Consider the following 24,301-nt stretch of genomic DNA (forward strand, 5'->3'; position numbering starts at 1 on the left):
CGCTACTGCACCGCGGCGGGCTCTTCGCCTGTGGCATCCTCGGGCGCCTCGACGACCTGCTCCAGAAATTCCGGCTCTGGCTCCGGCTCCTGGCGTGGCGGTGCCAATCCCTCCCAGAGGCGCTCCTGCAGCACGATCTCCTCCCGCAAGCGGGCGTTGAAGAATTCCGCGCCATGCTCCTCGAGCAGGGTGGGCTCGTCGGAGAGCAGCGAGACACCGAGTCCGGCACGATGCCAGTCGATGGTGAAGCCCATCGCCTCGAGGATGGTAGGGAAGGTATCCATCATGGCGGCTTCGCGGCGCAGCCGGCCCTGAGGAATGCCGGGGCCCAGCAGGATGAAGGTATTGTCGCGCTCACCCTCGATCAGCTGCTCCCAGGCCGACACGCGCATGGTCAAGTGGTCGCTGGCGACGACCACCAGGGTGTTGTCGAGCAGGCCCTCGGCCTCGGCCCGGGCGAGGAAGTCCCGGGCCAGCCAGGTCGAACACTCCACCGAGAAGAGAATGTCGACGCCATCGAACTCGCCTTGACGGTCGAGGCAGGCCTGGGCGGGGTAGCCGTAGGGGGCATGGCCCGCGAGGGACAGGGCGACCAGTCCCCAGGGACCCTCCTCCGCGTCCAGGCGGCGCAGCTCCTCCAGGCCGAAGTCATAAAGCGAATCGTCATAGAGCCCCCAGTTATTGACGTACTCCGGGTCGTCGAGCCGGGGCTGCAGCTCCTCGCGGCCGAGCACGGTGTCGAAACCGTGCCCTTCGTAGAACAGGCCCTTGCCGGCGAAGTTGACGCTGGCACCGCCCATGTAGGTGAGCCGGTAGCCCTGTGCCGAGAGCAGGTCGCCGAGGCAGTCGACGCCCGGCACCACCTTCTCCAGCGGCGAGAACTGGCGATCGTGCAGCAGGCCGGCCGGCATGAGCGGCGTGCCGCATTGGCTGGCGATCATGCCGGCCATGGTCCAGCCGGTATTGTCGACCTGGCGGATGCCCTCGAAGACCAGGCCACGCTCACCGAGCTGATCGAGGACGGCATAGGCGTCGCCGAAGCGCTCGCGGTCGGCATAGGTGCGCTCGATGCTCTCCAGGTACAGCAGCAGCAGGTTGGGCGGGTCCCGGGGGGATTCGAGCAGGACCGGCTCGACGTAGTGCCGCTCTAGCCAGGCACCGGGCTTGGTGACGATGGCGGCACCGCGCTGACCCACCCCATACAGCAGGGGATTGCTGACCAGCAGTACGAGGGCCAGCAGCGGTTCGCCGCGCCGCCAGCGGCGGTCATGGCGCACCAGCCAGGTGAAGGACGCCAGCAGCACCCCCATGGAAAGGGTGTAAAGGAATGCCGCCCCGATGCGGCTCACCCCGCCGTGGTCGGCCATGCCGGCCTGCAGATGGAAGAATACCGCGCTCAGATCGACGTTACCGAAGCTCTCGGCGAGATAGAGGTAGAGCCCCCATAGCGCGATGGGAAGCAGGGCCCAGGGCCACCTGCGTGGCGGGGTGGGCCGTGCGGCCGGGCCTGGCGCTCCCCAGTGGAAGGTGGCGCCCAAGCCCAGCCAGGCTACTGCCAGCAGGGGCAGCATCCACTGCGGCACCCGAGTCAGGATGGTAATGGCATAGCCCAGGCAGAGCCCGATGACCAGCAGCGACAGCCAGCGAGGGCGGGCCAACTCGAGAAGCTTGGACGGGATCGTCATGCGGTAGATTCTTCCATTGAATTCGCCCCCCCAGCTTATCAAGCCGGGCACGACGAGTACCACGACTCGTCGCGTGACGGCCAACGCCCGGGTTTGCTGGCCTTGTGGCTGCGGCAGTAAACTGGCCAGCCGCCGAACCGACGAGGAGAGGTCGATGACCCTGGCTGCGGTACTGATCGTCAAGAACGAGGCTGCCCACCTGCGTGCCTGCCTGGAGACGTTACGCTGGGCCGACGAGATCGTGGTGCTGGATGCCGGTAGTCAGGATACGACCAGTGACATCGCCCGCGAGTTCACCGACAAGGTTACGGTGAACGCCGACTGGCAGGGGTTCGGCGTGCAGCGTCAGCGCGCCGAGGCCTTGGTCGAGAGCGACTGGATCCTGATGATCGATGCCGATGAGCGGGTGACCCTCGAGCTGCGCGAGAGCATCCGGGCCGCCGTGGCGCTGGGCGAATCGGCCATCTACACCCTGCCGCGCCTCTCCTGGTGCTTCGGCGATTTCATTCGCCACTCCGGCTGGTATCCCGACCGGGTGGCGCGGCTCTACCCCAAGGGGAAGGCGGGCTACGATGCGGCCCTGGTCCACGAGAAGCTGCACAACCCGAACGGGTTGCCGGTCAGAGCGCTCGAGGGCGACCTGCTGCACTATACCTACCGCGACCTGCGCCATTACCTGGAAAAGTCGGCCCACTACGCCCAGGCATGGGCTGAGCAGCGCGCCGCGCGCGGCAAGCAGGGCAGCCTCTCGGCCGGACTGGTGCACGGGCTGGGCTGCTTCCTGCGCATGTACCTGCTGCGCGCGGGCTTTCTCGACGGCCGCCAGGGCCTGCTGCTGGCGCTGCTCTCGGCACACTCCACCTTCGCCAAGTACGCCGACCTGTGGATCAGGACGCGGACGCCGCCACCGCCCGACGACGCACCAGGGCGCTGATCCCGTCGGCGGCGGCCTCGAGATCGATGGCCGCCATGTCGCTCTCGCCGGCCTCTTGGGGCGGGCTGAAGGCGAGTCGGCGCGTCTCGTCGTTGCAGGTTTGCCAGCGCAGCGGGGTGGCCGAGCGACGGGCCGGGTAGAAGCCCGCTGTGGGGCGGTTGAGACAGCCGGCGATGTGCAGTGGCCCGGTGGAGCCGGCGATGAACAGGTCGGCAGCGGCAAGGGTAAGGGCGAACTCAGCCAGGCTCTCGCGCGCCGGCAGCAGTGCCGCCGACAGGCCCCGTATAGCGAGCGAGTCACGCAGTTCGAGAGCGGCCGGCTCCTCGCCGGGGCCGGCGGTGAGCAACCACTGCGGGCGGATCGCCGCATCTGCCAGCCGCGAGTCGACGGCCGTCGCCAGGTCGGCATACCGGGTCGGTGTCAGGTTGACCGCCGAGCCGCCGCTGCCGGCATGCAGAAACAGCCACGGCCGCCCGGCATCGAAACCGAGCTCGTCGACGAGCGACTGGCGCCGTGACTGCACGACCTCCGGCGCGAGTGGCCAGTAGGGAGGCGTCGGACGCGGCTGGGGCGAGCGACCCAGGACCCTGAGCAGGGCCTCGGCGAGCTCGACGTTGTAGAGGTATTCCGGCTTGGCCGAGCGCGACCTGCGCTGGACGACGCGATGGTTGTAGAATAGCTGCGCCCACTTGGTGGCCGGCGCCAGGCGCTGCGGAATACCGGCACGCCAACCCAGCCAGCCGGTGCGTGGGGTGGAGAAGAGCGTCAGCATGGCCGTGAAGCGCTCGCGGCGCAGGCGTGCGAGCAGCTGGCGCTGCGCGGCCTGTCCGGCGCGGCTGCCGGGGTCGAGGATCACTTCGTCGATCCACGGGCACAGCCGGGCGAGCGGCGCCGTATAGCTTGGCACCAGCACGCTAACCCGTGCCTCGGGGGCCGCGGCCTTGAGGCAGGCGAGGGCCGGCCAGGCGAGCATGAAGTCGCCGAGCTTGTCGTTGCGTACCACCAGGATGTGCGGCGGCGGGTCCGTTGCGTGGCGACCGGCCACGCTGGCTGAAGACGTCATCTAGGCTCCCGAGCCCCGGGTGACCGATACGAAGGAGACAGCCTTGTCGCACAAGGTCATGCACATCTGCCTCTCGGATGGCTGGGGCGGACTCGAAATGTATCCTGCGCGGATTATACCCGAGCTGCAACGCCAGGGGTGGGAGGCCCATGGGCTGGCCCTGGCCGGCTCGCGGGTGGCCGAGAGCCTGGCGGCCGCCGGCTGCGAGCCGCTGACCGTGGTCTCGCGGGGGCGAGCGCTGCTGCAGGTGGGGCGCGTGCTCGCCTACCTGAAACGCCACGGCATCGACGTGCTGCATTGCCACAAGTCCAGCGACCTGCGCCTGGGGGCGCTGCTGGTGACCCTGCAGCCAAGGCTCAAGCTGTTCTACACCGACCACATGGGCGTGACCCGGCCGAAGAAGGACCTCTACCACCGCTGGGCCTACGGTCGTGTCACGCGGCTGTTCGCCATCAGCGAGGCGACGCGCCGGCGCAACCTGAAGGCCTTCCCGCTGCCCGCCGCGCGCATCCACCGGCTCTACCTGGGCATCGACCTGGCACCCTACGCCCCGCAGCTGGATCGCGCCTCTCGCGAGTTGCTGCGCCGCGAGCTGGATGTCGCGCCCGACCAGGTGGCGATCGGCCTGCCGGGGCGGCTGACCGACGGCAAGGGCCACGAGGTGTGGCTGGAGGGGCTGGCCCGGCTGCGCGAGCGCGCTCCTGGCCTGGCTTGGCATGGTGTGCTGATCGGCGGCCTGACGGCCAGTGAGGGCAGTGACGAGGCCTACGTGGCGCAGCTGCGGAAGCGGGTGGCCGCACTGGGACTGGAGGGGCGGGTGACCTTCGCCGGGTATCGTCCCGACCTGCCGCGCCTGTTCGAGGCGCTGGACATCGTCTGCGTGCCGTCGCGCAACGAGGCCTTCGGCCTGACCGTGGTCGAGGCCATGGCCGCCGGCAAGGCGGTCGTCGGCGCCGACAGCGGGGCGATTCCCGAACTGCTCGAGGCCGACTGCGGGCGCCTCGCGGCGCCGGAAGAGCCGCAGGCCTGGGCCGAGGCCATGGCGGAACTCGGGCAGGACGCGGCGCTGCGGCGGCGGCTCGGCCAGGCTGCCAGGTGCCGGGCCGAACGCCACTTCGCTGTGGCGGCACACGTGCGCGCCCTGACCGAGGAGTATGCGGGGGCCTAGCCGCGGCTCGAGCGCGATAGGACGGGTCAGGCCTCGGCGTCGTAGCCGCGGCGAACGGCGGCCATGCCACCGGCGGCGCCGAACTTGGCCAGCGAGCGGCCAAGGCGCTCGAGGTTGGCCTCGCGCCAGGCGCCCGGTGCACGCAGCCTGCAGCGGTCGAGGTCGATCAGCCACACCTTGTCGTCATCGTCGACCAGAAGGTTGCGCGCGTTGAGATCGACGTGGTCGAGGCCGGCGTCGTGGAAGCGGCGTACGGTGGCGCCGACCCGTTCGAGCAGCGACGGCTCGATACCCTCCAAGTGCTCGGCCAGGGCGCGGGCGGCGCGAATGCGCACGGTGATCAGCGCCGCCGTATAGGTCGGCCCATCGCGGGTGACCCCGGCCGCCACCGGGCGTGGCACCGGCAGGCCACGGGCGTGAAGGTGCGCGGTGAGACGCAGCTCGCGGAAGGCGCGGGTGCGCTCGAGGCCCGTCCACAGGTAGCGGCTCTCGCTCACCCTGGCGACCAGCCCGCCGCGGCGATAGGGGCGCAGCACCCACTGCTCGCCCCCGGCGTCGAGAAACAGGCTGCTGCCGCGGCCGGGGGCGGCACCGATGACTCGGCCGGTGCGCTGCCAGTGGTCGGGCTCGAACAGCGCCGGGCCGATTTGTGGCGCCGACTCGGCGTCACATACACTGTCCGCATCATATAGAATGAAAACCTTTCCCGTCCGACATGTTGCCAAGTGCATGAAGCATCCTCTGCCTGCCCAACCGCGCCATATCGCCGTGCTGCGACTCTCCGCCCTCGGCGACGTGTGCAACCTGGTACCCACCGTGCGCGCGCTGCAGCGCCAGTGGCCCGACACTCGCATCACCTGGATCATCGGCAAGGCGGAACACAGTCTACTGGCTGGCCTGTCGGGGGTCGAATTCGTCGTCTACGACAAGGCTACGGGCCTGGCCGGCATGCGTCGGTTGTGGCGCGAGCTCGGCGACACTCGCTTCGACGTGTTGCTGCACATGCAGCAGGCGCTGCGGGCCAGCGTGCTCTCGCTGGGGCTCAAGGCCCAGGTGCGGGTGGGCTACGACAAGGCAAGGGCGAAGGATGCCCAGCACTGGTTCACCCACCGCCAGCTGGCGCCGCATCCGCGTGCCCACGTGCTGGAGTCGTTCCTCGACTTCGCCCGGCTGCTGGGCGTGAAGGACCTGTCGCTGGCGTGGGACCTGGCGGTGCCGCCCGAGGCCTTCGAGGAGGCCAGCGCCCTCACCGGCGATGCGGCCTACCTGCTGATGAGCCCCTGCGCCAACCCGCGGCTGCGCAATTTTCGCAACTGGTCGGCCGAGGGCTACGCCGCCGTCATCGAGCACGCCTGGGCCCAGTATGGTCTGAAGACGGTACTCACCGGCGGGGGCAGCACTCAGGAGCGGGAGATGGGCGAGCGCATCGCCACGCTGTCGCGCCCGGAGGCGGTGATCGACGCCATCGGCGCCACCTCGCTCAAGGGACTGCTGGCCCTGATCGGCCGTGCCCGGGTGGTGATCGCTCCCGACTCCGGGCCGGTGCACATGGCCAATGCCATGGGCACGCCGGTGGTGGGCCTGTTCGCCACCACCAACCCCGATCGCGCCGCCCCCTACCGGTGGCGCGACTTCGTGGTCAACCGCTATCCCGATGCCGTGCGGGCCTATCTGCATCGTGAGCCCGACGAGATCACCTGGGGCCAGCGTGTCCGCCACCCCGACGCCATGACGCTGATTCGCATCGACGACGTGGTCCAGCGGCTCGATGCGCTGCTGGCACGGCCGCCCGAACGCAAGGAAGAGGAACGACCCGATGAAGCTTGACCTGACCGCGCTGGAACAGGCGCACGTGCTGGTGGTGGGCGACGTGATGCTCGACCGTTACTGGCAGGGTGCCACGTCGCGCATCTCCCCGGAGGCCCCGGTGCCGGTGGTGCGGGTGGAAGAGTGCGAGGACCGCCCCGGCGGCGCGGCCAACGTGGCGCTCAACATCGCCTCGCTGGGCGCTCATGCCGCGCTCAGCGGCATGGTCGGCGACGACGACAATGCCCGCCGGCTGGTCGAGCGCATGCATGCCGCCGGTGTCGACACCTACTTCGAGAGCAGCCCCGGGATTCCCACCATCACCAAGCTGCGTGTGATGAGCCGCAACCAGCAGCTGATTCGCCTCGACTTCGAGGAGGGGCTCGAGGAGCTCGACACCCGTGGGCTGCTGGCACGGGTCGAGCAGGGGCTTCCCGACTGCGACCTGGTCATCCTGTCCGATTACGGCAAGGGGACCCTCAACCGGGTCGAGGAGCTGATCGCGCTGGTACGCGGCGCCGGCAAGCGGGTGCTGATCGACCCCAAGGGCAACGACTTCGGCAAGTACCGCGGTGCCAGCGTGATCACCCCCAATCTGGCCGAGTTCGAGGCCGTGGTCGGCCACTGTCGCAGCGACGACGAGCTGGCCGCCAAGGGCGCGGCGCTGTGCGCCGAGCTCGAGCTCGAGGCGCTGCTGATCACCCGTAGCGAGAAGGGCATGACCCTGGTGCGTGGCGACCATGAGCCGCTGCACCTGCCGACCCGGGCGCGCGAGGTGTTCGATGTCACCGGTGCCGGCGACACCGTGATCGGCGTGCTGGGGTTGGCGCTGGCGGCCGGGCACGGCTTCCCGGAGGCGATGACCCTGGCCAACCTGGCGGCCGGCCTGGTGGTGGCCAAGCCCGGCACCGCCACGCTGTCGATCGCCGAACTCTATACCGCGGTACATGGCGACAAGCTGGCCGAATTCGGCGTCATCGGCGAGGCGCCGCTGATCGAGGCGGTGCGCGCTGCCCAGCTGCGCGGCGAGCGGGTGGTGATGACCAACGGCTGCTTCGATATCCTTCACGCCGGCCACGTGGCCTACCTGGAGCATGCTCGTCAGCTCGGCGACCGACTGGTGGTCGCGGTCAACGACGATGCCTCCATCGGCCGGCTCAAGGGCCCCAGGCGCCCGATCAACCCGCTCGCCCGGCGCATGCAGGTGCTGGCCGGCCTCGGCGCGGTGGACTGGGTGGTACCGTTCAGCGAGGACACCCCCCAGCGCCTGATCGAGGCGGTGCTGCCCGACGTGTTGGTCAAGGGGGGGGACTACCGCGTGGAGGAGATCGCCGGCGGCGAGGCGGTGCGCGCCGCCGGGGGCGAGGTGAAGGTGCTGGGCTTCGAAGACGGCGTCTCCACCACCGCCATGATCGCTACCATCCTCGACCGCGAAAGCTGATGCCCGCGGTCTCCCGCCGCTGGCCGCGCTGGCTCTACTCGGCCGCGCTCTACCTGCTTTCGCCCCTGCTCTGGCGGCGGGTATGGCGTGAGCAGGCGCTCACCAACCTGCGCCGGGAGCGGCTCGGGCTGCTGCCGCGCCCGCCCGCCGGGGTGCCCCGGCTGTGGCTGCACTGCGCCTCGGTGGGCGAGGTGCAGGCCGCGCGTCCCTTGATCGAGGCGCTGCTGGCGACGTATCCGCAACATCATCTGGTGGTGACCACCATGACCGCGACCGGCGCCGAACGGGTGCACGCCCTGATCGCCTCTAGGCGCCGGGCTGGCCAGGCCGAACGCCTGCACCACGGCTTCGTCCCGCTCGACTTCCCTGGCGCCGCACGCCGCTTCGTCGCGCGGCTCTCGCCCGCGCTCGCCCTCTTCTTCGAGACCGAGATCTGGCCCAACCTGCTGGCAGCGTGCCAACGCCGCGGCGTACCCACGGCGGTGGTCAATGGCCGACTCTCGCCACGCGCCTACCGCAGCTATCGTCGAGTGCGGCCGCTGATGGCGGCCGCCCTGGGCCGCCTCGACTGGCTGGCCGCCAAGTCGCGCGGCGACGCCGAACGCTTCCGTGCGCTGGGCATGCCGACCACGCGCACCGACGTGGTGGGGTCGCTCAAGTACGACCTGACGCCCGACGATGCGTCATGCGAGGCGAGCAAACGCCTGTGCACACGCTTCGGCTCGCGTCCCGTGTGGGTCGCCGGCTCGACCCACGCCGGCGAGGAAGCGCTGCTGCTGGAGGCCCATGCCCGCCTGCGCCAGTCCTACCCCGATGCCCTGCTGATCCTGGTGCCGCGCCATCCGCAGCGCTTCGAGGCGGTGGCCGGGCTCGTCCAGGAGCGCGGCATGGGGCTGGCACGGCGCTCGCTCGAGGAGTGGCCCGATGGCCGTACCGCCGTCTACCTGGGCGATACCATGGGCGAGCTGCTGATGCTCTACGGCGCCGCCGACCTGGCCTTCGTCGGCGGCAGCCTGGTGCCGGTGGGGGGGCACAACCTGCTCGAGCCGGCGGCCATGGGCGTGCCGGTGCTGACCGGACCGGAGCTGGCCAATTTCGCCGACGTGGCCGAGACCCTGCGCCAAGGCGGTGCGCTGGTCGAGGTGAGTGGCAGCGACATGCTGGCCGACACCCTGGTCACCCTGTTCCTCGACGAGGCCGAGCGCCACCGCCTGGCCGAGGCGGGCCTGGCGGTGGTCGCGGCCAATCGCGGCGCGCTGGCGCGCACCCTGGCGGGGTTGCAGCGCCTGCTGCCCGGTGAGTGAGTGCCAACCCCGGCGTCAGGCCGGCGTCAGCCGCTCCACTCCCCGCTCGGTGCCGAGCAGCAGCACGTCGGCACCGCGCGCGGCGAACAGGCCGTTGGTGACCACCCCGACGATGGCATTGAGGCGTGCCTCCATGGCCACCGGGTCGTCGATCATGAAGTCGTAGCAGTCGATGATCTGGTTGCCGTTGTCGGTGACCACGCCCTCGCGATAGACCGGATCGGCGCCCAGCTTGACCAGCTCGCGTGCGACATAGGAGCGCGCCATGGGGATCACCTCCACCGGCAGCGGGAAGGCGCCGAGGCGCTCGACCTTCTTCGAACCATCGGCGATGCAGATGAAGCGTTCGGCGCAGGCGGCCACGATCTTCTCGCGGGTGAGGGCCGCACCGCCGCCCTTGATCATGTGTAAGTGAGCGTTCACTTCGTCCGCGCCGTCGATGTAAAAGGGCACCGTGCCCACGCTGTTGAGTTCGAACACCTCGATACCATGGCCGCGCAGGCGCTCGGCGCTGGCCTCGGAACTGGCCACGGCGCCCTGGAAGTGGTGGCGCAGCCGCGCCAGACGGTCGATGAACAGATTGGCGGTGGAGCCGGTGCCGATGCCGAGGATGGTGTCGCGCTCGAGCCGCGATTCGATCTCGGCGATGGCGGCGGCGGCCACGGCGTCCTTCAGTTCGTCCTGGGTCATGTCGTGCTCGCTGTCGATGGGTGGCGGATGCCGCGCCATTATAGGCCAGACGACGCCGCCTGCCGACGCGTTCGCTGGACGACAGGGCGACGGAGATGCTACCTATAGGGGTTCTCTGCAGTGCAGCAGGCGCTGCGCCCCTCTGCGCCACTTTTCCTTCCGGGACACCAGGATGCTCGAAGCTACCGTCAAGAAGATCCTCCAGGCTCACGTCTACGAGGCCGCACGTGAAACGCCGATCTCACCGGCTCCCTTCCTGTCGCGACGCTTCAACAACCAGATCCTGATCAAGCGCGAGGACCTGCAGCCGGTCTACTCGTTCAAGATTCGCGGCGCCTACAACAAGATGGCGCAGCTCTCCGAGGAGCAGAAGGCCAGGGGCGTGATCGCCGCCTCGGCCGGCAACCACGCCCAGGGGCTGGCCCTGGCGGCCAGGCAGATGGGCGTCAAGGCGGTCATCGTGATGCCGCGCATCACCCCCGAGATCAAGGTCCAGGCGGTACGTGCGCGAGGGGCCAGGGTGGTGCTCAAGGGCGATGCCTTCGCCGCCGCCGCCGAGCACGCCCAGGAGCTGATGGCCGAGCACGGCTATACCTACATCCCCCCCTTCGACGACATCGACGTCATCGCCGGCCAGGGCACCGTGGCCATGGAGATCCTGCGCCAGCATAGCGGCCCGCTGGATGCCATCTTCGTGCCGGTGGGCGGTGGCGGGCTGATCGCCGGCGTGGCGGCCTACGTCAAGTACCTGCGCCCCGACATCAAGGTGATCGGCGTCGAGGCCGAGGACAGCGCCTGTCTCAAGGCGGCACTCGCGGCCGGCAAGCGCGTGACCCTCGACCAGGTCGGGGTATTCGCCGAGGGCGTGGCGGTGGCGCAGATCGGCAAGGTGCCGTTCAAGATCATGCGCAACCTGGTCGACGACGTCATCACCGTCAATGCCGACGAGATGTGCGCGGCGGTCAAGGATATCTTCGACGACACCCGGGCGGTGTCGGAGACGTCGGGGGCGCTATCGCTGGCCGGGCTCAAGAAGTACGTCCAGCAGACCGGCGTCGAGGGCCAGACCCTGCTGTGCATCAACTCCGGCGCCAACACCAACTTCGACCGCCTGCAGCACATCGCCGAGCGTACCGAGCTCGGCGAGCAGCGCGAGGCGATCCTGGCCGTGACCATTCCCGAGCGGCCCGGCAGCTTCAAGAAGTTCTGCCGCACCATCGGCAAGCGCATGGTGACCGAATTCAACTACCGCTACGCCGACCCCGAGGAGGCGCATATCTTCGTCGGCGTGCAGGTCAAGCCGGGTGGCGAGGACCGGCTGTCGGTGATCGACAAGCTGCGCGAGGCGGGCTATCCGGTGGTCGACCTCACCGACAACGAACTGGCCAAGCTGCACATCCGCCATCTCGGCGGCGGGCGGCCCAAGCAGCACTTCGACGAGGAGGTCTATCGCTTCGAGTTCCCCGAGCGACCCGGCGCGCTGATGAACTTCCTCACCCACCTGCCCCAGGACTGGAACATCTCGCTGTTCCACTATCGCAACCACGGTGCCGCCTTCGGGCGCGTGCTGGTCGGCATGCAGTTGCCCAACGGCGATCGCGCCCACGTCGAGGAGTACTTCGACGAGATCGGCTACCGCTACTGGAAGGAGTCGGACAACGACGCCTATCGCCTATTCATGGCCTGAACGGCCGACGATTCGGTGGGTGAGCGTTGACTTACGCCAAAGCGCCGAATTGGCTTGGGTTTCATTTTGTAATCGCGCCTTGAAGCGGTTGTCATCAAACCGTTACAAGCCCTATAGTCGGCGCTGTCGCGGGCGACTGCGACGCCCTTCACATCATGGGAACGTCAGGGAGCAGGTAATAATGAAGCGTAAGCCCGATCTGGTCATGGCACTGGTGCTGGCGTTTGGCATTGGTGTGGTGGTCACCGGCTATGCCCAGGCGCTGACAGGCGGCTGAGTCGGCGGACAGTGCCATGAGTAGATGATCCCACAACCGGCCGGAGCCCTGCTTCGGCCGGTTTTTCATGGCGACTGGCAACGCCGCTCAGGGGCGCACGACCCGCGCGTCGCTGACGATGGCGTCCAGCGGCACGTCCCACGGCGCCGTCGGCAGGCGATCCACCCGCTGGCAATCGTGGGCCAGACCGATCAGCGTGGGGCGTGGGCCGGGGCGCCGGGTGAAGGCGAGGCTGCGGTCGTAGAAGCCGCCGCCCATGCCCATGCGCTGGCCCTGGTCGTCGAAGCCCACCAGCGGCAGCAGGATCAGGTCCAGCGCCCAGGTCGCCCGCCGCCGGGCACGGTGGGCGCCATGGCGCGTTTGTGGCTCGGGGATGCCGAAGCGGTTGCGCCGCATGGGCGTGCCGGGATGGTAGTGGACGAACCACAGGCTATTGTCCGACAGCGGCTTGAGCACGGGCAGGTAGACGCGAACCCCGCGGCGCGACAGCCAGGGAATCAGCGGCCGGGGGTCGATCTCGCCATCGTTGGGCAGGTAGAGCGCCACGCGCCTGGCGCGTTGCACCTCGGGTAGCTGGCGCAGGCGTCGGCACAGGGTCAGGTCGGCTCGTCGGCGCTGGCGCGGGCTCAGCGCACGGCGGCGATGCCGCAGCGCCTGGCGCAGCTGGCGCCGGGAAGCGAAGTCTTCGCTGACGAGGGGGTCTTGCAGGGCATGCATGATACGGTGGAGTTCCCCAGAGTGCCGCTGTCGTTCTGGCCCTTGAACCCTTGGTTCAAGGTGGGTGGCCGCAGCCGAACCGTCAGGCTTTCCGACGCACGGACATGCACACGGGTCCGGCTAGCCGATGGCCGCCCTGGGTATTGCTCATAGGCTCGAGGGACTTCAACGACTGGCCAACACCCCAGGGAACACCTTCATCCTATCAGAGCTCACGGGCCGGTCCAACGTCATTCGGCAGGAGTTATGTTACCCGGCGCCGCCGCCGCCATGGCCTGCTCCAGACGTTCGCTCAGCCGATCGAGCTGCTGCTCCTCGTGGCGCCGGGTATCCAGCACCTCGAGCAGTTCATGGGTGATGTTGAGCGCGGCCATGAGGGCCACGCGCTCGCTGCCGAGCAGGTTGTTCTGGGAGTGGATGCCCTGCATGGCCCGATCGAGATAGCGGGCGGCCCGCTCCAGCTTGCGCTCTTCGCCGGCGTTGCAGGCGAACACGTAGTGCCGGCCCAGCAGGGTCACCTGTGCGGTGGGGCGATTGGCGTCGTCGCTCATGGCGGGCTCCGGTGTCGGCTTGTCGGCCCGATGCGTTAACATCCGGTGGAACAAGACACATCAATTCAGCCATTCACTATAAGAGAGCCCTTCCCAGGCGGTCAACGCAGCGGAGGCGGCTCAGCGCCATTCGACAAGAGGTTTTCCGCAATGTCACCGATCGACGATCGTCCGGATTTCTCCACCCTGGCCGACCTCTTCCTCTCCCATGGCAGCATGCAGTCGCCGGCCTTTCTCGACGGTCGGCTATGCGCCGAGCTGGCGCTGCACGATCTCGGCGCCGAGGCCTGGCTGGAGGAGGTTTGCCAAGGTCTCGGCGTCGAGCAGCCACGTGATCGCGAGAGCGCCGAAGCGCTGCTGGCCTGGCGTCGCCAGACCCTGGAGGCGCTCGCCGACAGTGGCCTCAACTACGAGCCGCTGCTGCCCGACGATCTCTTCTCTCTGGCCGAGCGTGCCCGCGGCCTGCAGGAGTGGACCCTCGGCTTCCTCGAGGTGATCGAGGCTGCCGGCGACGGGCCGCGGCAGGGCTGGTCGCAGGCGCTGCGCGAGGCGATCGACGACCTCGAGGCGCTGGGCGCCATGGAGACCGACCTCGAGGAGAGCGCCGAGAACGAGAACGATCTCTTCGCGCTGACCGAGCACGCCCGCATGGCGGCGATGCTGCTCTACACCGAGCAGCATCCGGGCCAGCCGCAGGTGGAGAACGGCGAGCCCACTCGCCACTAGGCCGAGAAAATCGGCTCTCCGATTCCCTTCCGTAGCCAGCAAGGAGCCAAGATGCTGCCCGATCCTCTTCCCCGCCCCGCCCCGATCGGCAACGACGAATATCGTGCCCGGCGCGCGGCGCTGATGCAGCGCCTGCCGGCGGACAGCGCCGTGCTGTTGCTCGGCGCTACCCTGACTACCCGCTCGCGCGACAGCGACTACCCCTTCCGCCAGAACAGCGATTTCCACTATCTCACCGGCTTTCCCGAGCCCGACGCCTTGCTGCTGCTGCTGCCGGGGCGCGGCGAGGGCGAAAGCGTGCTGTTCTGCCAGGATCGTGACCCCGCGCTGGAGGCCTGGACCGGTCGCCGGCTGGGGGCCGAAGGTGCCGTACGCGAGCACGGCGTCGACCAGGCCTTCGAGAACGTCGAGCGCGATGAGCGCCTGGAGACGCTGCTCGACGGCCGCCCTGCCCTCTACCTGCTGCTCGAGGACGGCGAGGCCATGGCGCTGGCCGATGACGTCCGCGGGCGCCTGGCGGCCAGGGCGCGCCGCGGCGCCCGGCCGCCGCAGAGCTACGTCGACCTGGCGCCGTTGCTGCACGAGCAGCGCCTGATCAAGAGCGAGAACGAGCTCGCGCTGATGCGGCATGCGGCGCAAATCTCGGCGCTGGCGCACCGACGTGCCATGCGTGCGGCGCGCCCCGGCCTGGCCGAATACCATCTGCAGGCCGAGCTGGAGCACGAGTTCCGCTGGCACGGCGGCAGCGGGCCGGCCTACGCCAGCATCGTGGGTGGCGGTGCCAACGCCTGTGTGCTGCACTACGTCGAGAATAACGCGCCGTTACATGACGGTGCGCTGGTGCTGATCGACGCCGGCGCGGAGTTCGACCTCTACGCCGGCGACATCACCCGCACCTTCCCGGTCGGCGGTCGCTTCGACGAAGCCCAGCGCGCGCTGTACGAGATGGTGCTGGCGGCGCAGGAGCGTGCCGTCGCGGCGGTTCGCCCCGGTGCGACCCTGACCGCGATCCACGACGGCGTGGTGCGCGACCTCACCGCGGGGTTGATTCGGCTTGGCCTGCTCGCCGGCGACGTCGAGGCGCGCATCGAGGACGAGAGCTACAAGCGCTTCTACCTGCACTCGACCTCGCACTGGCTGGGACTCGACGTCCACGACGTGGGGGAGTATCGCCTCGAGGGCCAGCCGCGGCCGCTGGCGCCGGGCATGGTCCTGACGGTGGAGCCCGGGCTGTACATCCCGGCCGACGAGGATATTCCCCGGCAGTTTCGCGGCATCGGCATTCGCATCGAGGACGATGTCGCGGTGACCGCCGAGGGGCACGAGGTATTGACCGCCGAGGTTCCCAAGCAGGTAGCGGAAATCGAGGCCTTGATGGCCAAGGATTGACCAGGGGGAGAGATAGCTTTCATGGAATTACGTAAATTACGTTACGCTATGGACGGCCGTCGCAGCGGCCTGGTGGCATGAGCGTGCGGGTCGATCGCCAGGTGGATATCGCCATCGTCGGTGGCGGCCTGGTGGGGGCCAGCCTGGCCTGTGCCCTGGCGCCGCTGATCGAGCGCCGCGGCCTGTCGGTCGCGGTAATCGAGGCCGCGCCCCTCCTCGACAGCGCCGCGGCGCCCTGGCAGCCCAGCTTCGATGCGCGCGCCAGCGCCATCGCCCAGGGCTCGGCGGAGCGTTTCCGGGCCATGGGGCTGTGGCAGGCGATGGCCGAGCAGGCGTCGGCCATCCTGCGCATTCACGTCAGCGAACGGGGCCGGCTGGGCGTGACCCGCCTCACCGCCGCCGAGCTCGGTCAGCCGGCGCTGGGCTACGTCATCCCCAACGTCTGGATGGGGCGCGTCATGCACCGGCGCCTGGCCGAGCTGCCGATCGAGTGGCACTGCCCGGCCAGCGTGGAGACGATCGAGCCCGAGGCGGAAGGCTATCGACTCGCCCTCTCCGATGGCTGTACGCTGCGGGCCGGCCTGACGGTACTGGCCGACGGCGGCCGCTCGGGGCTCAAGGAGCAACTGGGCATCGCCAGCGACGCGGCGCCCTACGACCAGGTGGCGTTGATCGCCAACGTCGAGATGAGCCGGCCCCACGACGGTGTCGCCTACGAGCGCTTCACCCGCGAGGGGCCGATTGCGCTGCTGCCCCTGCCTGGGCAGCAGATGGCGCTGGTATGGACCCACCGCGCGGGGCGGGAGAAGGACCGGCTGGCGCTCGGCGACGGCGACTTCCTGGCCGAGCTGCAGCAGGCCTTCGGCGATCGCGCAGGCCGCTTCCGCCGCGTCGGCAGCCGCCACGCCTACCCGCTGACGCTGGTCACCGCGCGGGAAACCGTGCGGCCGGGGCTGGCGGTGCTGGGCAACGCCGCCCATTCGCTCCACCCCGTGGCCGGCCAAGGCTTCAATCTGGCGCTGCGCGGCGTGACCGACCTGGTGGCGGCGCTCGAACCGGCGCTGGCCGGCGGCGAGCCGCTCGGCAGCATGCTGGTGTTGCGCGACTTCGAGGCCAGGCGCATCGTCGACCGCCACCAGGTGATCCGCTTCAGCGATGGCCTGGTGCGCCTGTTCGGCATCGACAACGCCCTGCTGGCCCATGCCCGGGCGGCGGGGTTGGTGGGGCTCAACCTGCTCGGCCCGCTGCGCCGCGGCCTGGCTCGCCGGGCCATGGGGTTGGAGCGCTGAAGCGCCGCCGGGACGAGCGGCCGTGCCCCATCTCCGCGGGGGCCGCAAACGAGAGAGGAAGCCATGACGGATACGGCGGGGCCGACAACGCGATACGACGTCATTGTGGTGGGGGGCGGCATGGTAGGCGCCGCGTTGGCGGCGCTGCTGGGCCAGGCGGGGGTCGCCGTGGCCCTGCTCGATCCGCGCCCTGCGCCGCTGGCGGCCGACGAGGTGGGCATCGGCCTGCCGGCGATGCGCGTCAGCGCCCTGACGCCGGTGTCCCAGCGCCTGCTCGAGGGCCTGGGGGCCTGGCCGTGGATGGCGGCACGTCGGGTGACCCCCTATCGCTTCATGCAGGTGTGGGACGGTGAAGGCAGCGGCGAGGTGAGCTTCTCGGCGGAACAGGCCGGCGTGCCGCTGCTTGGTCACATCGTCGAGAACGACGTGATCCTGGCGGCGCTGGAGCGGCGCCTGGGCGCCTTGCCCTCGGTCTCCGTGCTGCTGGGCACGCGGGTGACCGGGCTGGGCGAAGGGAAGGCGGGGCGCGAGGTGGCGCTCGAGGACGGCCGCCGGCTGTCGGCGCCGCTGGTGGTGGCGGCCGATGGGGCGCGCTCGCCGCTGCGCGAGATGGCGGGCATTGCGGTCGAGGCTCGCGATACCGGTCATGTTGCGGTGGTGACCACGGTGCGCACCGAGCGCGAGCACGGCGGCGTGGCGCGGCAGGTGTTCCTGGCGTCGGGACCGCTGGCGTTCCTGCCGCTGACGGTCGCGGGCGATGCGCACTACTGTTCGATCGTCTGGTCGACCTCACCGGAAGAGGCCGCACGCTTGACCGCGCTCCCCCCCGTGGCGTTGGGAAGCGAGCTGGAGGCGGCCTTCGAGGCTCGCCTGGGCGCGGTGGAGGTGGTCGACCGGGCATTGGCGGTGCCCCTGACCCAGCGTCATGCCGAGCGCTACGTGCAGCCGGGTTTCGCGCTGGTGGGCGATGCGGCCCACAGCATCCACCCGCTGGCGGGCCAGGGTGTCAACCTGGGGCTGATGGACGTGGCCGTGCTGGCCGAGGAGCTCCTCGTCGCGCGTCGTCGTGGCATTCCCTTGGGCGAGCCGCGCATGCTCGAGCGCTACGCCCGCCGCCGACGCGGCGACAACGCCGCCATGCTGGCGCTGATGGACGGCTTCCGCCTGCTGTTCGGCACGCGCCACCCGCTGGCCACCCTGACGCGCAACCTCGGCCTTTCCGGCGTCGACCGGCTCACGCCGGTCAAGCGGCTGCTCATGCGCCAGGCGATCGGCGAGCGCGGCCGACTGCCGGCCTCCTGTCGCTGAGAGGTGTCCCGGCCCGAGTCGAGGGCCAGGACACGCTCTGCCTTAACGCGCGCGCCGTTCCAGGACGTTGAGGGCCTTGAGCAGGTTGAGCGCCTCGCCGAGCTGGTAGTCCTCGCGCAGCCGGGCGGACCTCTCGCTGGAGGTGCGCGGCTCGCCGCTCGAGCGCAGGTGGCCCTCCAGGTCGGCCTCGCGCAGCTGGCGGCTGCCCTCGGCCACCTCGATGCGGCCGTGCACCACGGTCACGTCCGGTTCGATGCCGAGCGCCTGGATCGAGCGCCCGTTGGGCGTGTAGTACAGCGCCGTGGTCAGCTTCAGCCCTTCGCCGTTGCCCAGCGGCAGCACCTGCTGCACCGAACCCTTGCCGAAGCTCTCGGTGCCCATGATCACGCCGCGGCGCTGGTCCTGCAGCGCGCCGGCAACGATCTCGGCGGCGGAGGCGCTGCCGCCGTTGATCAGGACCACCAACGGCACGTCGGGGGCCGCGGTCTCGCGGCTGGCGGAGAAGCGCATCTCGGTGTCCGGCAGGCGCCCTTCGGTGTAGACCACCAGGCCGCTGTCGAGGAAGGCATCGGCCACCGCCACGGCGGCCTGCAGGACGCCGCCGGGATTGTTGCGCAGGTCGAGGATCAGGCCCTGCAGCGGTCCGTCACGCTCCATGCGACGAATGGCGTCGTTGACCTGGTCGCCGGTGCGGTTCTGGAACTGGCTGACGCGCAGGTAGCCGTAGCCCGCCTCCAGCATCTCGCTACGCACGCTCTCGGTGCGGATGATCTCTCGGGTCAGGGTGACCTCGATGGGGGCATCCTCGCCGCTACGCTGCAGGGTCAGGTGGATCTCGCTGCCCGGCTCGCCGCGCATCAGGGTGACCGCCTCCTGCAGCGAGAGTCGCTCGGTGGGGGTGTCGTCGATCGCCAGGATGACGTCGCGTGCCTGCACCCCGGCCCGCGATGCGGGGGTGTCGTCGATCGGCGTGATGACGGTCAGGCGGCCCTCCTCGAGGCCCACTTCGATGCCGATGCCGCCGAATTCGCCCTCGGTGGATTCGCGCAGGCTCTGGAACTCGTCGCTGTCGAGATAGGCGGAGTGCGGGTCGAGCTCGCTGAGCATGCCGCGCATGGCGTTGCGCAGCAGGGTGCTGTCGTCGACCTCCTCCACGTAGGCGCGCTTGATGCGCTCGAACACCTCGGCGAAGGTCTGGATGTCCTCCAGCGGCAGCTCGTCCGCCGCCTCGGCCTGGGCATTGGCCGCGGAGGGCGCGAGGGGCAGCGCCAGCAGCGCCGTCGGCAGCAGCGCCGCCAGCAGGCGTCGTGGTGCGGGCAGTAGGCGGGCAAGGCGTGAGGACATGCGAACTCCGCTGTTGCGAGGCGAGGCTGTCCAGCATATCCCGTGGTCCGGGGCTTGTGAAATCTCTCTCGTCATCTTCGTGCGATCCATGCCTGGGGGTCGATGGGGTCGCCGTTGCGGCGAACCTCGAAGTAGAGCGCCGAGGTGGTATGGCCGCCACTGTTGCCTACCGTGCCGATGGCGTCGCCGCGCGAGACGGCCTCGCCGACCTCGACGCTGAAGTGCTGCAGGTGGGCGTAGAGGGTCATGATGTTGTCGCCATGGTCGAGGATCAACAGGTTGCCGAAGCCGCGCATCCAGTCGGAGAAGACCACGCGCCCGGCGTGAACGGCCTCGACGGGGGTGCCCTCGCGGGCCTCGATCAGGATGCCGTTGTAGTGCACGCCATCGTCTCGGCGGTAGCCCGAGGCGACGTTGCCCTGGACCGGCCAGGGCAGGTCGCCGCGGGTGCGCTCGATGGCGGTGGAGGGCGGCGGACGCTCGAGCCGGGCGAGCTCCTCGCGTACGCGCTCGAGCACCTGCTCCGCCTCGGTGCGGTCGCGATCGAGTCGCGCCAGGCGCGACTGCTCGTCGCTGTAGCGGGCATCCAGCTCGGCCACCAGGCGTTCGCGTTCGGCCATGCGCTCGGTCAGTTCGCTGCTGCGTGTGGCCAGCTCGTCGGCCAGGGCGTCCATTCGCTCGCCGCGCGCCTGCAGCTCGCGGCGGTTCTCGCTCAGCTCGACATCGAGCCGGGCGATCTCGTCGAGCCGCTCGTTGCGCGCCCGGGCCAGGTGGTTGAGATAGGTCTGCAGCCGGTCGAGCCGCGCCGGGTCGTCCTGGTTGAGCAGCAGCTTGAGCTGCGGGGTGAGTCCCAGGCGGTAGAGCGCGTCGAGCTGGACATCGAGCGCCTCGACCTGTTCGGCCCGCTCTTCCCGCAGTGCGTCGCGGGCGGACTCGAGTGCGGCGATCTCGTCGGCGAGGCGGCGCCGGTCGGCCTGGATGGCGTCCAGCCGACGGTGGGTTTCGGCCAGCGCGGTCTCCACCTCGCGCAGTTCACGGCTGGCCTCGTCCTGGGCCTGGCGCGTCTGGCCCAGGCGTCGGCTGAGCGCCTGGATTTCGCTGCCGATGGCATCGAGGCGCTCGCGCGCCTCGCGTTCGCTGGGCTGGGCTTGCGCACTGTCCCCGATCAGCCCCGGCAGCATGGCGAGAGCCACCAGCAGGGCTCTCGATGGGTGGCGCCACCAGGGCCGACTCATGGTTGCACGGGCTCGCAGGCGCTGGTCATGCCGGCTCGATCAGCACCCGGCCGGTCATCTCCTCGGGAATCGGCTGCTCCATCATCGTCAGTAGCGTCGGCGCGATGTCACACAGGCGGCCATCGTCGAGCAGCGTGACCGACTGCGGGCCGACGTAGATGAGCGGCACCTCGAAGGTGGTGTGGGCGGTCTGCGCCACGCCGGTGTCGGGGTTGACCATCTGCTCGGCGTTGCCGTGGTCGGCGGTGATCAGGCAGGCGCCGCCGGCACGCTCGATCGCCTCCACCACGCGGCCGACGCAGGCGTCCACCGCCTCGATGGCCTTGACCGCGGCGCCGAAGTCGCCGGTATGGCCGACCATGTCGCCGTTGGCGTAGTTGCAGACGATCAGGTCGTAGTGGCCCGAATCGATCGCCTCGACCAGGCGATCAGTGACCTCTTCGGCGCTCATCTCGGGTTTTTCGTCATAGGTCTTGACGTCCTGGGGCGAGGGCACCAGCACGCGGGTCTCACCCTCGAACTCGGCCTCGCGACCGCCGGAGAAGAAGAAGGTGACGTGGGCGTACTTCTCGGTCTCGGCGATGCGCAGCTGGGTCAGGCCGCGCTTTTCCATCACCTCGCCCAGGGTGTTGTGCAGGTCGGCCGGCGGGAAGGCGGCCGGGGCGGGGATATCGGCGGCGTACTGGGTCAGGGTGACCAGGCTGCCGCCGGCAAGCCGCGGGCGCAGGCGACGCGAAAAGCCGTCGAAAGCATCCTCGACGAAGGCGCGGGTCAGCTCGCGGGCGCGGTCGGCGCGGAAGTTCATGAAGATGGCGGCGTCGCCGTCGGCGATGGCCGCCGGCCCCTCGCCGTTGCGCACCACGGTGGCGGTAACGAACTCGTCGTTCTCGCCGCGCTCGTAGGCGTCACGCAGGCCCTGTTCGGCGCTGGTGGCCTCGAATTCGCCGACGCCCTCGGTGAGCAGCCGGTAGGCCTTCTCGACGCGATCCCAGCGGTTGTCGCGGTCCATTGCGAAGTAGCGGCCCACGATCGAGGCGACGAAGCCGTTGTCGGCGCCGACCAGCTCGGCGAGGCGGGCGTTGGTGCGCTCGATGGAGGCCAGCGCGCTGCGCGGTGCGGTGTCGCGGCCGTCGAGGAAGCCATGCACGTAGATGCGCTGGGCGCCGCGCCGGGCGGCCAGCTCGGCCATGGCCAGGATGTGGTCCTCGTGGCTGTGCACGCCGCCGGGCGAGAGCAGGCCGAGCAGGTGTACGGCGTGGCCGGCAGCCACGGCGGCGTCGATGGCGTCGGTCAGCGCGGCGATGGTGTCGAGATCGCCGTCCTCGATGGCCTTGGAGATGCGAGTGAGCTCCTGGTACACCACCCGGCCAGCCCCAAGGTTCATGTGGCCGACCTCGGAGTTGCCCATCTGCCCCTCGGGCAGGCCGACGTACTTGCCGTCGGTGTGCAGCAGCGCATGGGGGTGCTCCTGCCACAGCCGGTCCATGTTCGGCGTGCGTGCCGCGGCCACGGCGTTGTCGGTGGGGTCGGGGTTGTGGCCATAGCCGTCGAGGATGATCAGGGCAACGGGGCGTGGGGCGATCTGGGGCGTCATGGGGGATGCGGGCCTCTTGAACGTGGTGGGCGCGACGTCGGCCGTCCGGGAGGCTGTCCGCGCCCTGTCCGGCGGTCTGGGAATGCCGCGGAGGCGGGCCTGGTATCGGCTGCGGGCCGCACGAGACAGGCGCCTGGACGACGGGGGTCGCGACTTGTATCGGCTTGCGGCATCATAACGCACGGCCAGGCGAGCGTCATGGTCCCGGCGCATCGCCGGCGGGTCATGCCGCGGGGGCTGCCGCATGGTGTATACTCTCGCCTTCCGGGTGCCCTGCCCGACCGTTATTCTCGCTATTTCCGCAACAAGAGTGTGCCGGATCCATGATCGATCAGCTGTTCGAATTCGTGCAGAACCACCCGCTCCTGGTGGGCGCCTTCCTCCTGGTGCTGACCGCCTGGATCGCCTACGAGGTCCGCAACAGCGCCTCCAGCGGCGTCTCGTCCAGCCAGGCCACCCAGCTGATCAACCGCGAGGACGCGGTGATCGTGGACACCCGCGAGGCGGGGGACTTCAAGGCCGGCCACATCGCCGGGGCGCGCAACATTCCCCAGAGCCGCATCGACGAGCGCATCGGCGAACTCGAGAAGGTCAAGGACAAGCCGATCGTGGTGGTCTGCAAGAGTGGCCAGGCCTCCGGCACCACCGTGGCCAAGCTGGTCAAGGCTGGCTTCTCGCGGGTCTACAAGCTCAAGGGCGGCATGATGCAGTGGCAGGCCGACGGCCTGCCGGTGGTCAAGAAATAGCCAATACACAAGACGCAAGCACGCAAAAGGAACCTTTCCCATGGCCGAAGAGAACAGCCAGAACGCCGCCGGCGGCAACCAGGCCGCTGCCGATCCGCAGAACCGGCAGCAGCTCCAGTTCGCCGTGCAGCGTATCTATGTCAAGGACATCTCCTTCGAGGCCCCCAACTCGCCGGCGGTCTTCCAGCAGCCGTTCAAGCCCAAGGTCGGCCTGGACCTGAACACCAGCAGCCAGAAGGTCGGCGAGGATCTCTACGAGGTGTCGATCAAGGTCACCGCCCAGGTGCGCCACAGCGAGGAGGGGACCACCTCCTTCCTGGCCGAGATCGAGCAAGCCGGCCTGTTCCGCATCAGCGGCATCGAGGGCGCGCAGCTCGAACACACCCTGGGCGCCTTCTGCCCCAACGTGCTGTTCCCCTACGCGCGTGAGTGCATCGACAACCTGGTCAATCGCGGCGGCTTCCCGCCCCTGATGCTGGCGCCGGTCAACTTCGAGGCGATCTACGCCCAGAAGAAGAAGCGCGAGGCCGAGCAGGCCCGGCAGCAGGGCGAGCAGACCACCCAGTAGGGTTGCGCTGCATGTCATCAGCACCGCGCATTCACGTCGCCGCCGACTTCCCCGTCGGCGGCGACGTCGTTCTGCCCGAAGGTCCCGCGCGCCACGTGGCCCGGGTGCTGCGCCTGGGCGAAGGCGCACCGCTGCGGCTCTTCGACGGTGCCGGCCTGGAGGCCCGGGCGGTGCTCGTCGAGGCCGGACGCAAGCGGGTGGTGGCACGCATCGAGGCCGTCGAGGCGGGGCGCGGCGAGTCGCCGCTGGCGGTGCACCTGGGCCAGGCGATCTCCAAGGGCGACCGCATGGACTACGCCATCCAGAAGGCCGTCGAGCTGGGTGTTGCCGCCATCACGCCGCTCTACACCGAGCACGGCGACGTGCGACTCAAGGGCGAGCGCGAGGCGAAGAAGCTGGCCCACTGGCAGGCAGTGGCCGCCAGCGCCTGCGAGCAGTGCGGTCGTGCCGTGGTGCCCACCGTTCATGCCCCCCTGCTACTAACCGAGTGGTTGGGCCAGCGCAGCGAGTCCCTTCGCCTGGTGCTGCACCCCGGCACGGCAGGCGCCCTCGAGCGCAGCGACCCTCCCGCTACTGTGGCCCTGCTGATCGGCCCCGAGGGCGGGCTCTCCTCCGCCGACGTCGCGGCCGCCATGGCCGCCGGCTTCTCCCCGCTCTCCCTCGGGCCGCGCATTCTGCGCACCGAGACCGCACCGGTGGTGGCACTCTCCCTGCTGCAGTACCGCTTCGGGGACCTGGACGGCTCCCTTCCTTACGAAACGGATTGAACTTTAGTCGCT

At 69.6% G+C, this 24,301-nt stretch carries 22 protein-coding genes and 1 other RNA gene; 13 read left to right on the forward strand and 10 right to left on the reverse strand.

What is annotated here, in order from left to right:
- Positions 1 to 2: 2 nt before the first annotated feature.
- The gene (locus tag HNO51_RS00050; protein WP_197449045.1) at positions 3 to 1,685 is read right to left on the reverse strand and encodes a sulfatase-like hydrolase/transferase; all 1,683 of its coding nucleotides are present in this window, start codon (positions 1,683 to 1,685) and stop codon (positions 3 to 5) included.
- 154 nt (positions 1,686 to 1,839) lie between these two features.
- Between HNO51_RS00050 and HNO51_RS00055 the strand changes: the two genes are divergently transcribed.
- Positions 1,840 to 2,619, forward strand: a complete 780-nt coding sequence (locus HNO51_RS00055; RefSeq protein WP_197449046.1) for a glycosyltransferase family 2 protein — start codon at positions 1,840 to 1,842, stop codon at positions 2,617 to 2,619.
- On the opposite strand, the gene HNO51_RS00060 is transcribed toward HNO51_RS00055, so the two are convergent.
- Complete coding sequence (locus HNO51_RS00060; RefSeq protein WP_209538217.1) at positions 2,573 to 3,682, reverse strand: glycosyltransferase family 9 protein; 1,110 nt, start codon at positions 3,680 to 3,682, stop codon at positions 2,573 to 2,575. The two genes, HNO51_RS00055 and HNO51_RS00060, sit on opposite strands and share 47 nt — an antisense overlap.
- 43 nt (positions 3,683 to 3,725) lie before the next feature.
- Here HNO51_RS00060 and HNO51_RS00065 point away from each other — a divergent pair, with 43 nt between their 5' ends.
- Positions 3,726 to 4,850 carry a glycosyltransferase family 4 protein gene (locus HNO51_RS00065; protein ID WP_234283673.1) on the forward strand — a complete coding sequence of 375 codons (1,125 nt, stop codon included), beginning with the start codon at positions 3,726 to 3,728 and terminating at the stop codon, positions 4,848 to 4,850.
- Between the two features lie 26 nt (positions 4,851 to 4,876).
- Here HNO51_RS00065 and HNO51_RS00070 read toward each other — a convergent pair whose 3' ends face one another.
- The gene (locus tag HNO51_RS00070) at positions 4,877 to 5,581 is read right to left on the reverse strand and encodes a 3-deoxy-D-manno-octulosonic acid kinase (RefSeq protein ID WP_197449048.1); all 705 of its coding nucleotides are present in this window, start codon (positions 5,579 to 5,581) and stop codon (positions 4,877 to 4,879) included.
- On the opposite strand from HNO51_RS00070, the gene HNO51_RS00075 reads away from it, so the two are divergent.
- Genes HNO51_RS00075 through waaA form a run of 3 tightly spaced genes read left to right on the forward strand, consistent with a single transcriptional unit; the run spans position 5,580 to position 9,401 of the window.
- Entirely contained in the window at positions 5,580 to 6,677 is a 1,098-nt protein-coding gene (locus HNO51_RS00075) for a glycosyltransferase family 9 protein (protein WP_197449049.1), read from the forward strand. The two genes, HNO51_RS00070 and HNO51_RS00075, sit on opposite strands and share 2 nt — an antisense overlap.
- Positions 6,667 to 8,097: a bifunctional D-glycero-beta-D-manno-heptose-7-phosphate kinase/D-glycero-beta-D-manno-heptose 1-phosphate adenylyltransferase HldE gene (gene hldE / locus HNO51_RS00080; RefSeq protein ID WP_197449050.1), complete on the forward strand. Its 1,431-nt coding sequence runs from the start codon at positions 6,667 to 6,669 to the stop codon at positions 8,095 to 8,097. Before HNO51_RS00075 ends, hldE begins: the two co-directional genes overlap by 11 nt.
- A complete protein-coding gene (gene waaA / locus HNO51_RS00085; protein WP_197449051.1) occupies positions 8,097 to 9,401 on the forward strand; it encodes a lipid IV(A) 3-deoxy-D-manno-octulosonic acid transferase in 1,305 nt (434 codons plus the stop codon). The genes hldE and waaA overlap by 1 nt, the downstream gene beginning before the upstream one ends.
- A 15-nt stretch (positions 9,402 to 9,416) precedes the next feature.
- Here waaA and rpiA read toward each other — a convergent pair whose 3' ends face one another.
- The gene (gene rpiA, locus HNO51_RS00090) at positions 9,417 to 10,091 is read right to left on the reverse strand and encodes a ribose-5-phosphate isomerase RpiA (protein ID WP_197449052.1); all 675 of its coding nucleotides are present in this window, start codon (positions 10,089 to 10,091) and stop codon (positions 9,417 to 9,419) included.
- Positions 10,092 to 10,263: 172 nt separating this feature from the next.
- Here rpiA and ilvA point away from each other — a divergent pair, with 172 nt between their 5' ends.
- The gene (ilvA, locus tag HNO51_RS00095) at positions 10,264 to 11,778 is read left to right on the forward strand and encodes a threonine ammonia-lyase, biosynthetic (RefSeq protein ID WP_197449053.1); all 1,515 of its coding nucleotides are present in this window, start codon (positions 10,264 to 10,266) and stop codon (positions 11,776 to 11,778) included.
- Between the two features lie 364 nt (positions 11,779 to 12,142).
- On the opposite strand, the gene HNO51_RS00100 is transcribed toward ilvA, so the two are convergent.
- The 3 genes from HNO51_RS00100 to HNO51_RS00110 form a co-directional block, all read right to left on the reverse strand.
- Complete coding sequence (locus HNO51_RS00100) at positions 12,143 to 12,772, reverse strand: 5-formyltetrahydrofolate cyclo-ligase (protein WP_197449054.1); 630 nt, start codon at positions 12,770 to 12,772, stop codon at positions 12,143 to 12,145.
- Between the two features lie 9 nt (positions 12,773 to 12,781).
- Positions 12,782 to 12,966, reverse strand: a non-coding RNA gene (ssrS, locus tag HNO51_RS00105) — 6S RNA.
- A 36-nt stretch (positions 12,967 to 13,002) separates the two neighbouring features.
- Positions 13,003 to 13,323 (reverse strand): cell division protein ZapA, encoded by a 321-nt coding sequence (locus HNO51_RS00110; protein WP_197449055.1) that lies wholly within the window; start codon positions 13,321 to 13,323, stop codon positions 13,003 to 13,005.
- Between the two features lie 150 nt (positions 13,324 to 13,473).
- Here HNO51_RS00110 and HNO51_RS00115 point away from each other — a divergent pair, with 150 nt between their 5' ends.
- The 4 genes from HNO51_RS00115 to HNO51_RS00130 all read left to right on the forward strand — a co-directional run bounded on the left by HNO51_RS00115 (position 13,474) and on the right by HNO51_RS00130 (position 18,035).
- Positions 13,474 to 14,049, forward strand: coding sequence for a UPF0149 family protein (locus HNO51_RS00115; protein ID WP_197449056.1), 576 nt, complete (start codon positions 13,474 to 13,476; stop codon positions 14,047 to 14,049).
- A 51-nt stretch (positions 14,050 to 14,100) separates the two neighbouring features.
- The gene (gene pepP, locus HNO51_RS00120) at positions 14,101 to 15,438 is read left to right on the forward strand and encodes a Xaa-Pro aminopeptidase (protein ID WP_197449057.1); all 1,338 of its coding nucleotides are present in this window, start codon (positions 14,101 to 14,103) and stop codon (positions 15,436 to 15,438) included.
- A gap of 77 nt (positions 15,439 to 15,515) precedes the next feature.
- Positions 15,516 to 16,727 carry a 2-octaprenyl-6-methoxyphenyl hydroxylase gene (gene ubiH / locus HNO51_RS00125; protein WP_209538218.1) on the forward strand — a complete coding sequence of 404 codons (1,212 nt, stop codon included), beginning with the start codon at positions 15,516 to 15,518 and terminating at the stop codon, positions 16,725 to 16,727.
- A 63-nt stretch (positions 16,728 to 16,790) separates the two neighbouring features.
- Entirely contained in the window at positions 16,791 to 18,035 is a 1,245-nt protein-coding gene (locus tag HNO51_RS00130) for a UbiH/UbiF/VisC/COQ6 family ubiquinone biosynthesis hydroxylase (protein WP_209538219.1), read from the forward strand.
- 42 nt (positions 18,036 to 18,077) lie between these two features.
- Here the strand turns inward: HNO51_RS00130 and HNO51_RS00135 are convergent, their stop codons facing one another.
- From HNO51_RS00135 to gpmI, 3 genes are all read right to left on the reverse strand, one after another.
- Positions 18,078 to 19,379, reverse strand: a complete 1,302-nt coding sequence (locus tag HNO51_RS00135) for a S41 family peptidase (RefSeq protein WP_197449060.1) — start codon at positions 19,377 to 19,379, stop codon at positions 18,078 to 18,080.
- Positions 19,380 to 19,450: 71 nt separating this feature from the next.
- Positions 19,451 to 20,614, reverse strand: a complete 1,164-nt coding sequence (locus tag HNO51_RS00140) for a murein hydrolase activator EnvC family protein (RefSeq protein ID WP_209538220.1) — start codon at positions 20,612 to 20,614, stop codon at positions 19,451 to 19,453.
- Between the two features lie 25 nt (positions 20,615 to 20,639).
- Positions 20,640 to 22,208 carry a 2,3-bisphosphoglycerate-independent phosphoglycerate mutase gene (gene gpmI, locus HNO51_RS00145; RefSeq protein WP_197449062.1) on the reverse strand — a complete coding sequence of 523 codons (1,569 nt, stop codon included), beginning with the start codon at positions 22,206 to 22,208 and terminating at the stop codon, positions 20,640 to 20,642.
- Positions 22,209 to 22,531: 323 nt separating this feature from the next.
- Between gpmI and HNO51_RS00150 the strand changes: the two genes are divergently transcribed.
- From HNO51_RS00150 to HNO51_RS00160, 3 genes are read left to right on the forward strand one after another with little or no spacing between them, the layout of a single operon-like run.
- Positions 22,532 to 22,954, forward strand: coding sequence for a rhodanese-like domain-containing protein (locus HNO51_RS00150; RefSeq protein WP_197449063.1), 423 nt, complete (start codon positions 22,532 to 22,534; stop codon positions 22,952 to 22,954).
- Between the two features lie 40 nt (positions 22,955 to 22,994).
- Positions 22,995 to 23,522 (forward strand): protein-export chaperone SecB, encoded by a 528-nt coding sequence (gene secB / locus HNO51_RS00155; RefSeq protein ID WP_197449064.1) that lies wholly within the window; start codon positions 22,995 to 22,997, stop codon positions 23,520 to 23,522.
- Positions 23,523 to 23,533: 11 nt separating this feature from the next.
- Positions 23,534 to 24,289, forward strand: a complete 756-nt coding sequence (locus HNO51_RS00160; protein WP_209538221.1) for a 16S rRNA (uracil(1498)-N(3))-methyltransferase — start codon at positions 23,534 to 23,536, stop codon at positions 24,287 to 24,289.
- Positions 24,290 to 24,301 lie beyond the last annotated feature (12 nt).

This window comes from Billgrantia sulfidoxydans (genome assembly GCF_017868775.1).
GTDB lineage: Bacteria > Pseudomonadota > Gammaproteobacteria > Pseudomonadales > Halomonadaceae > Halomonas > Halomonas sulfidoxydans.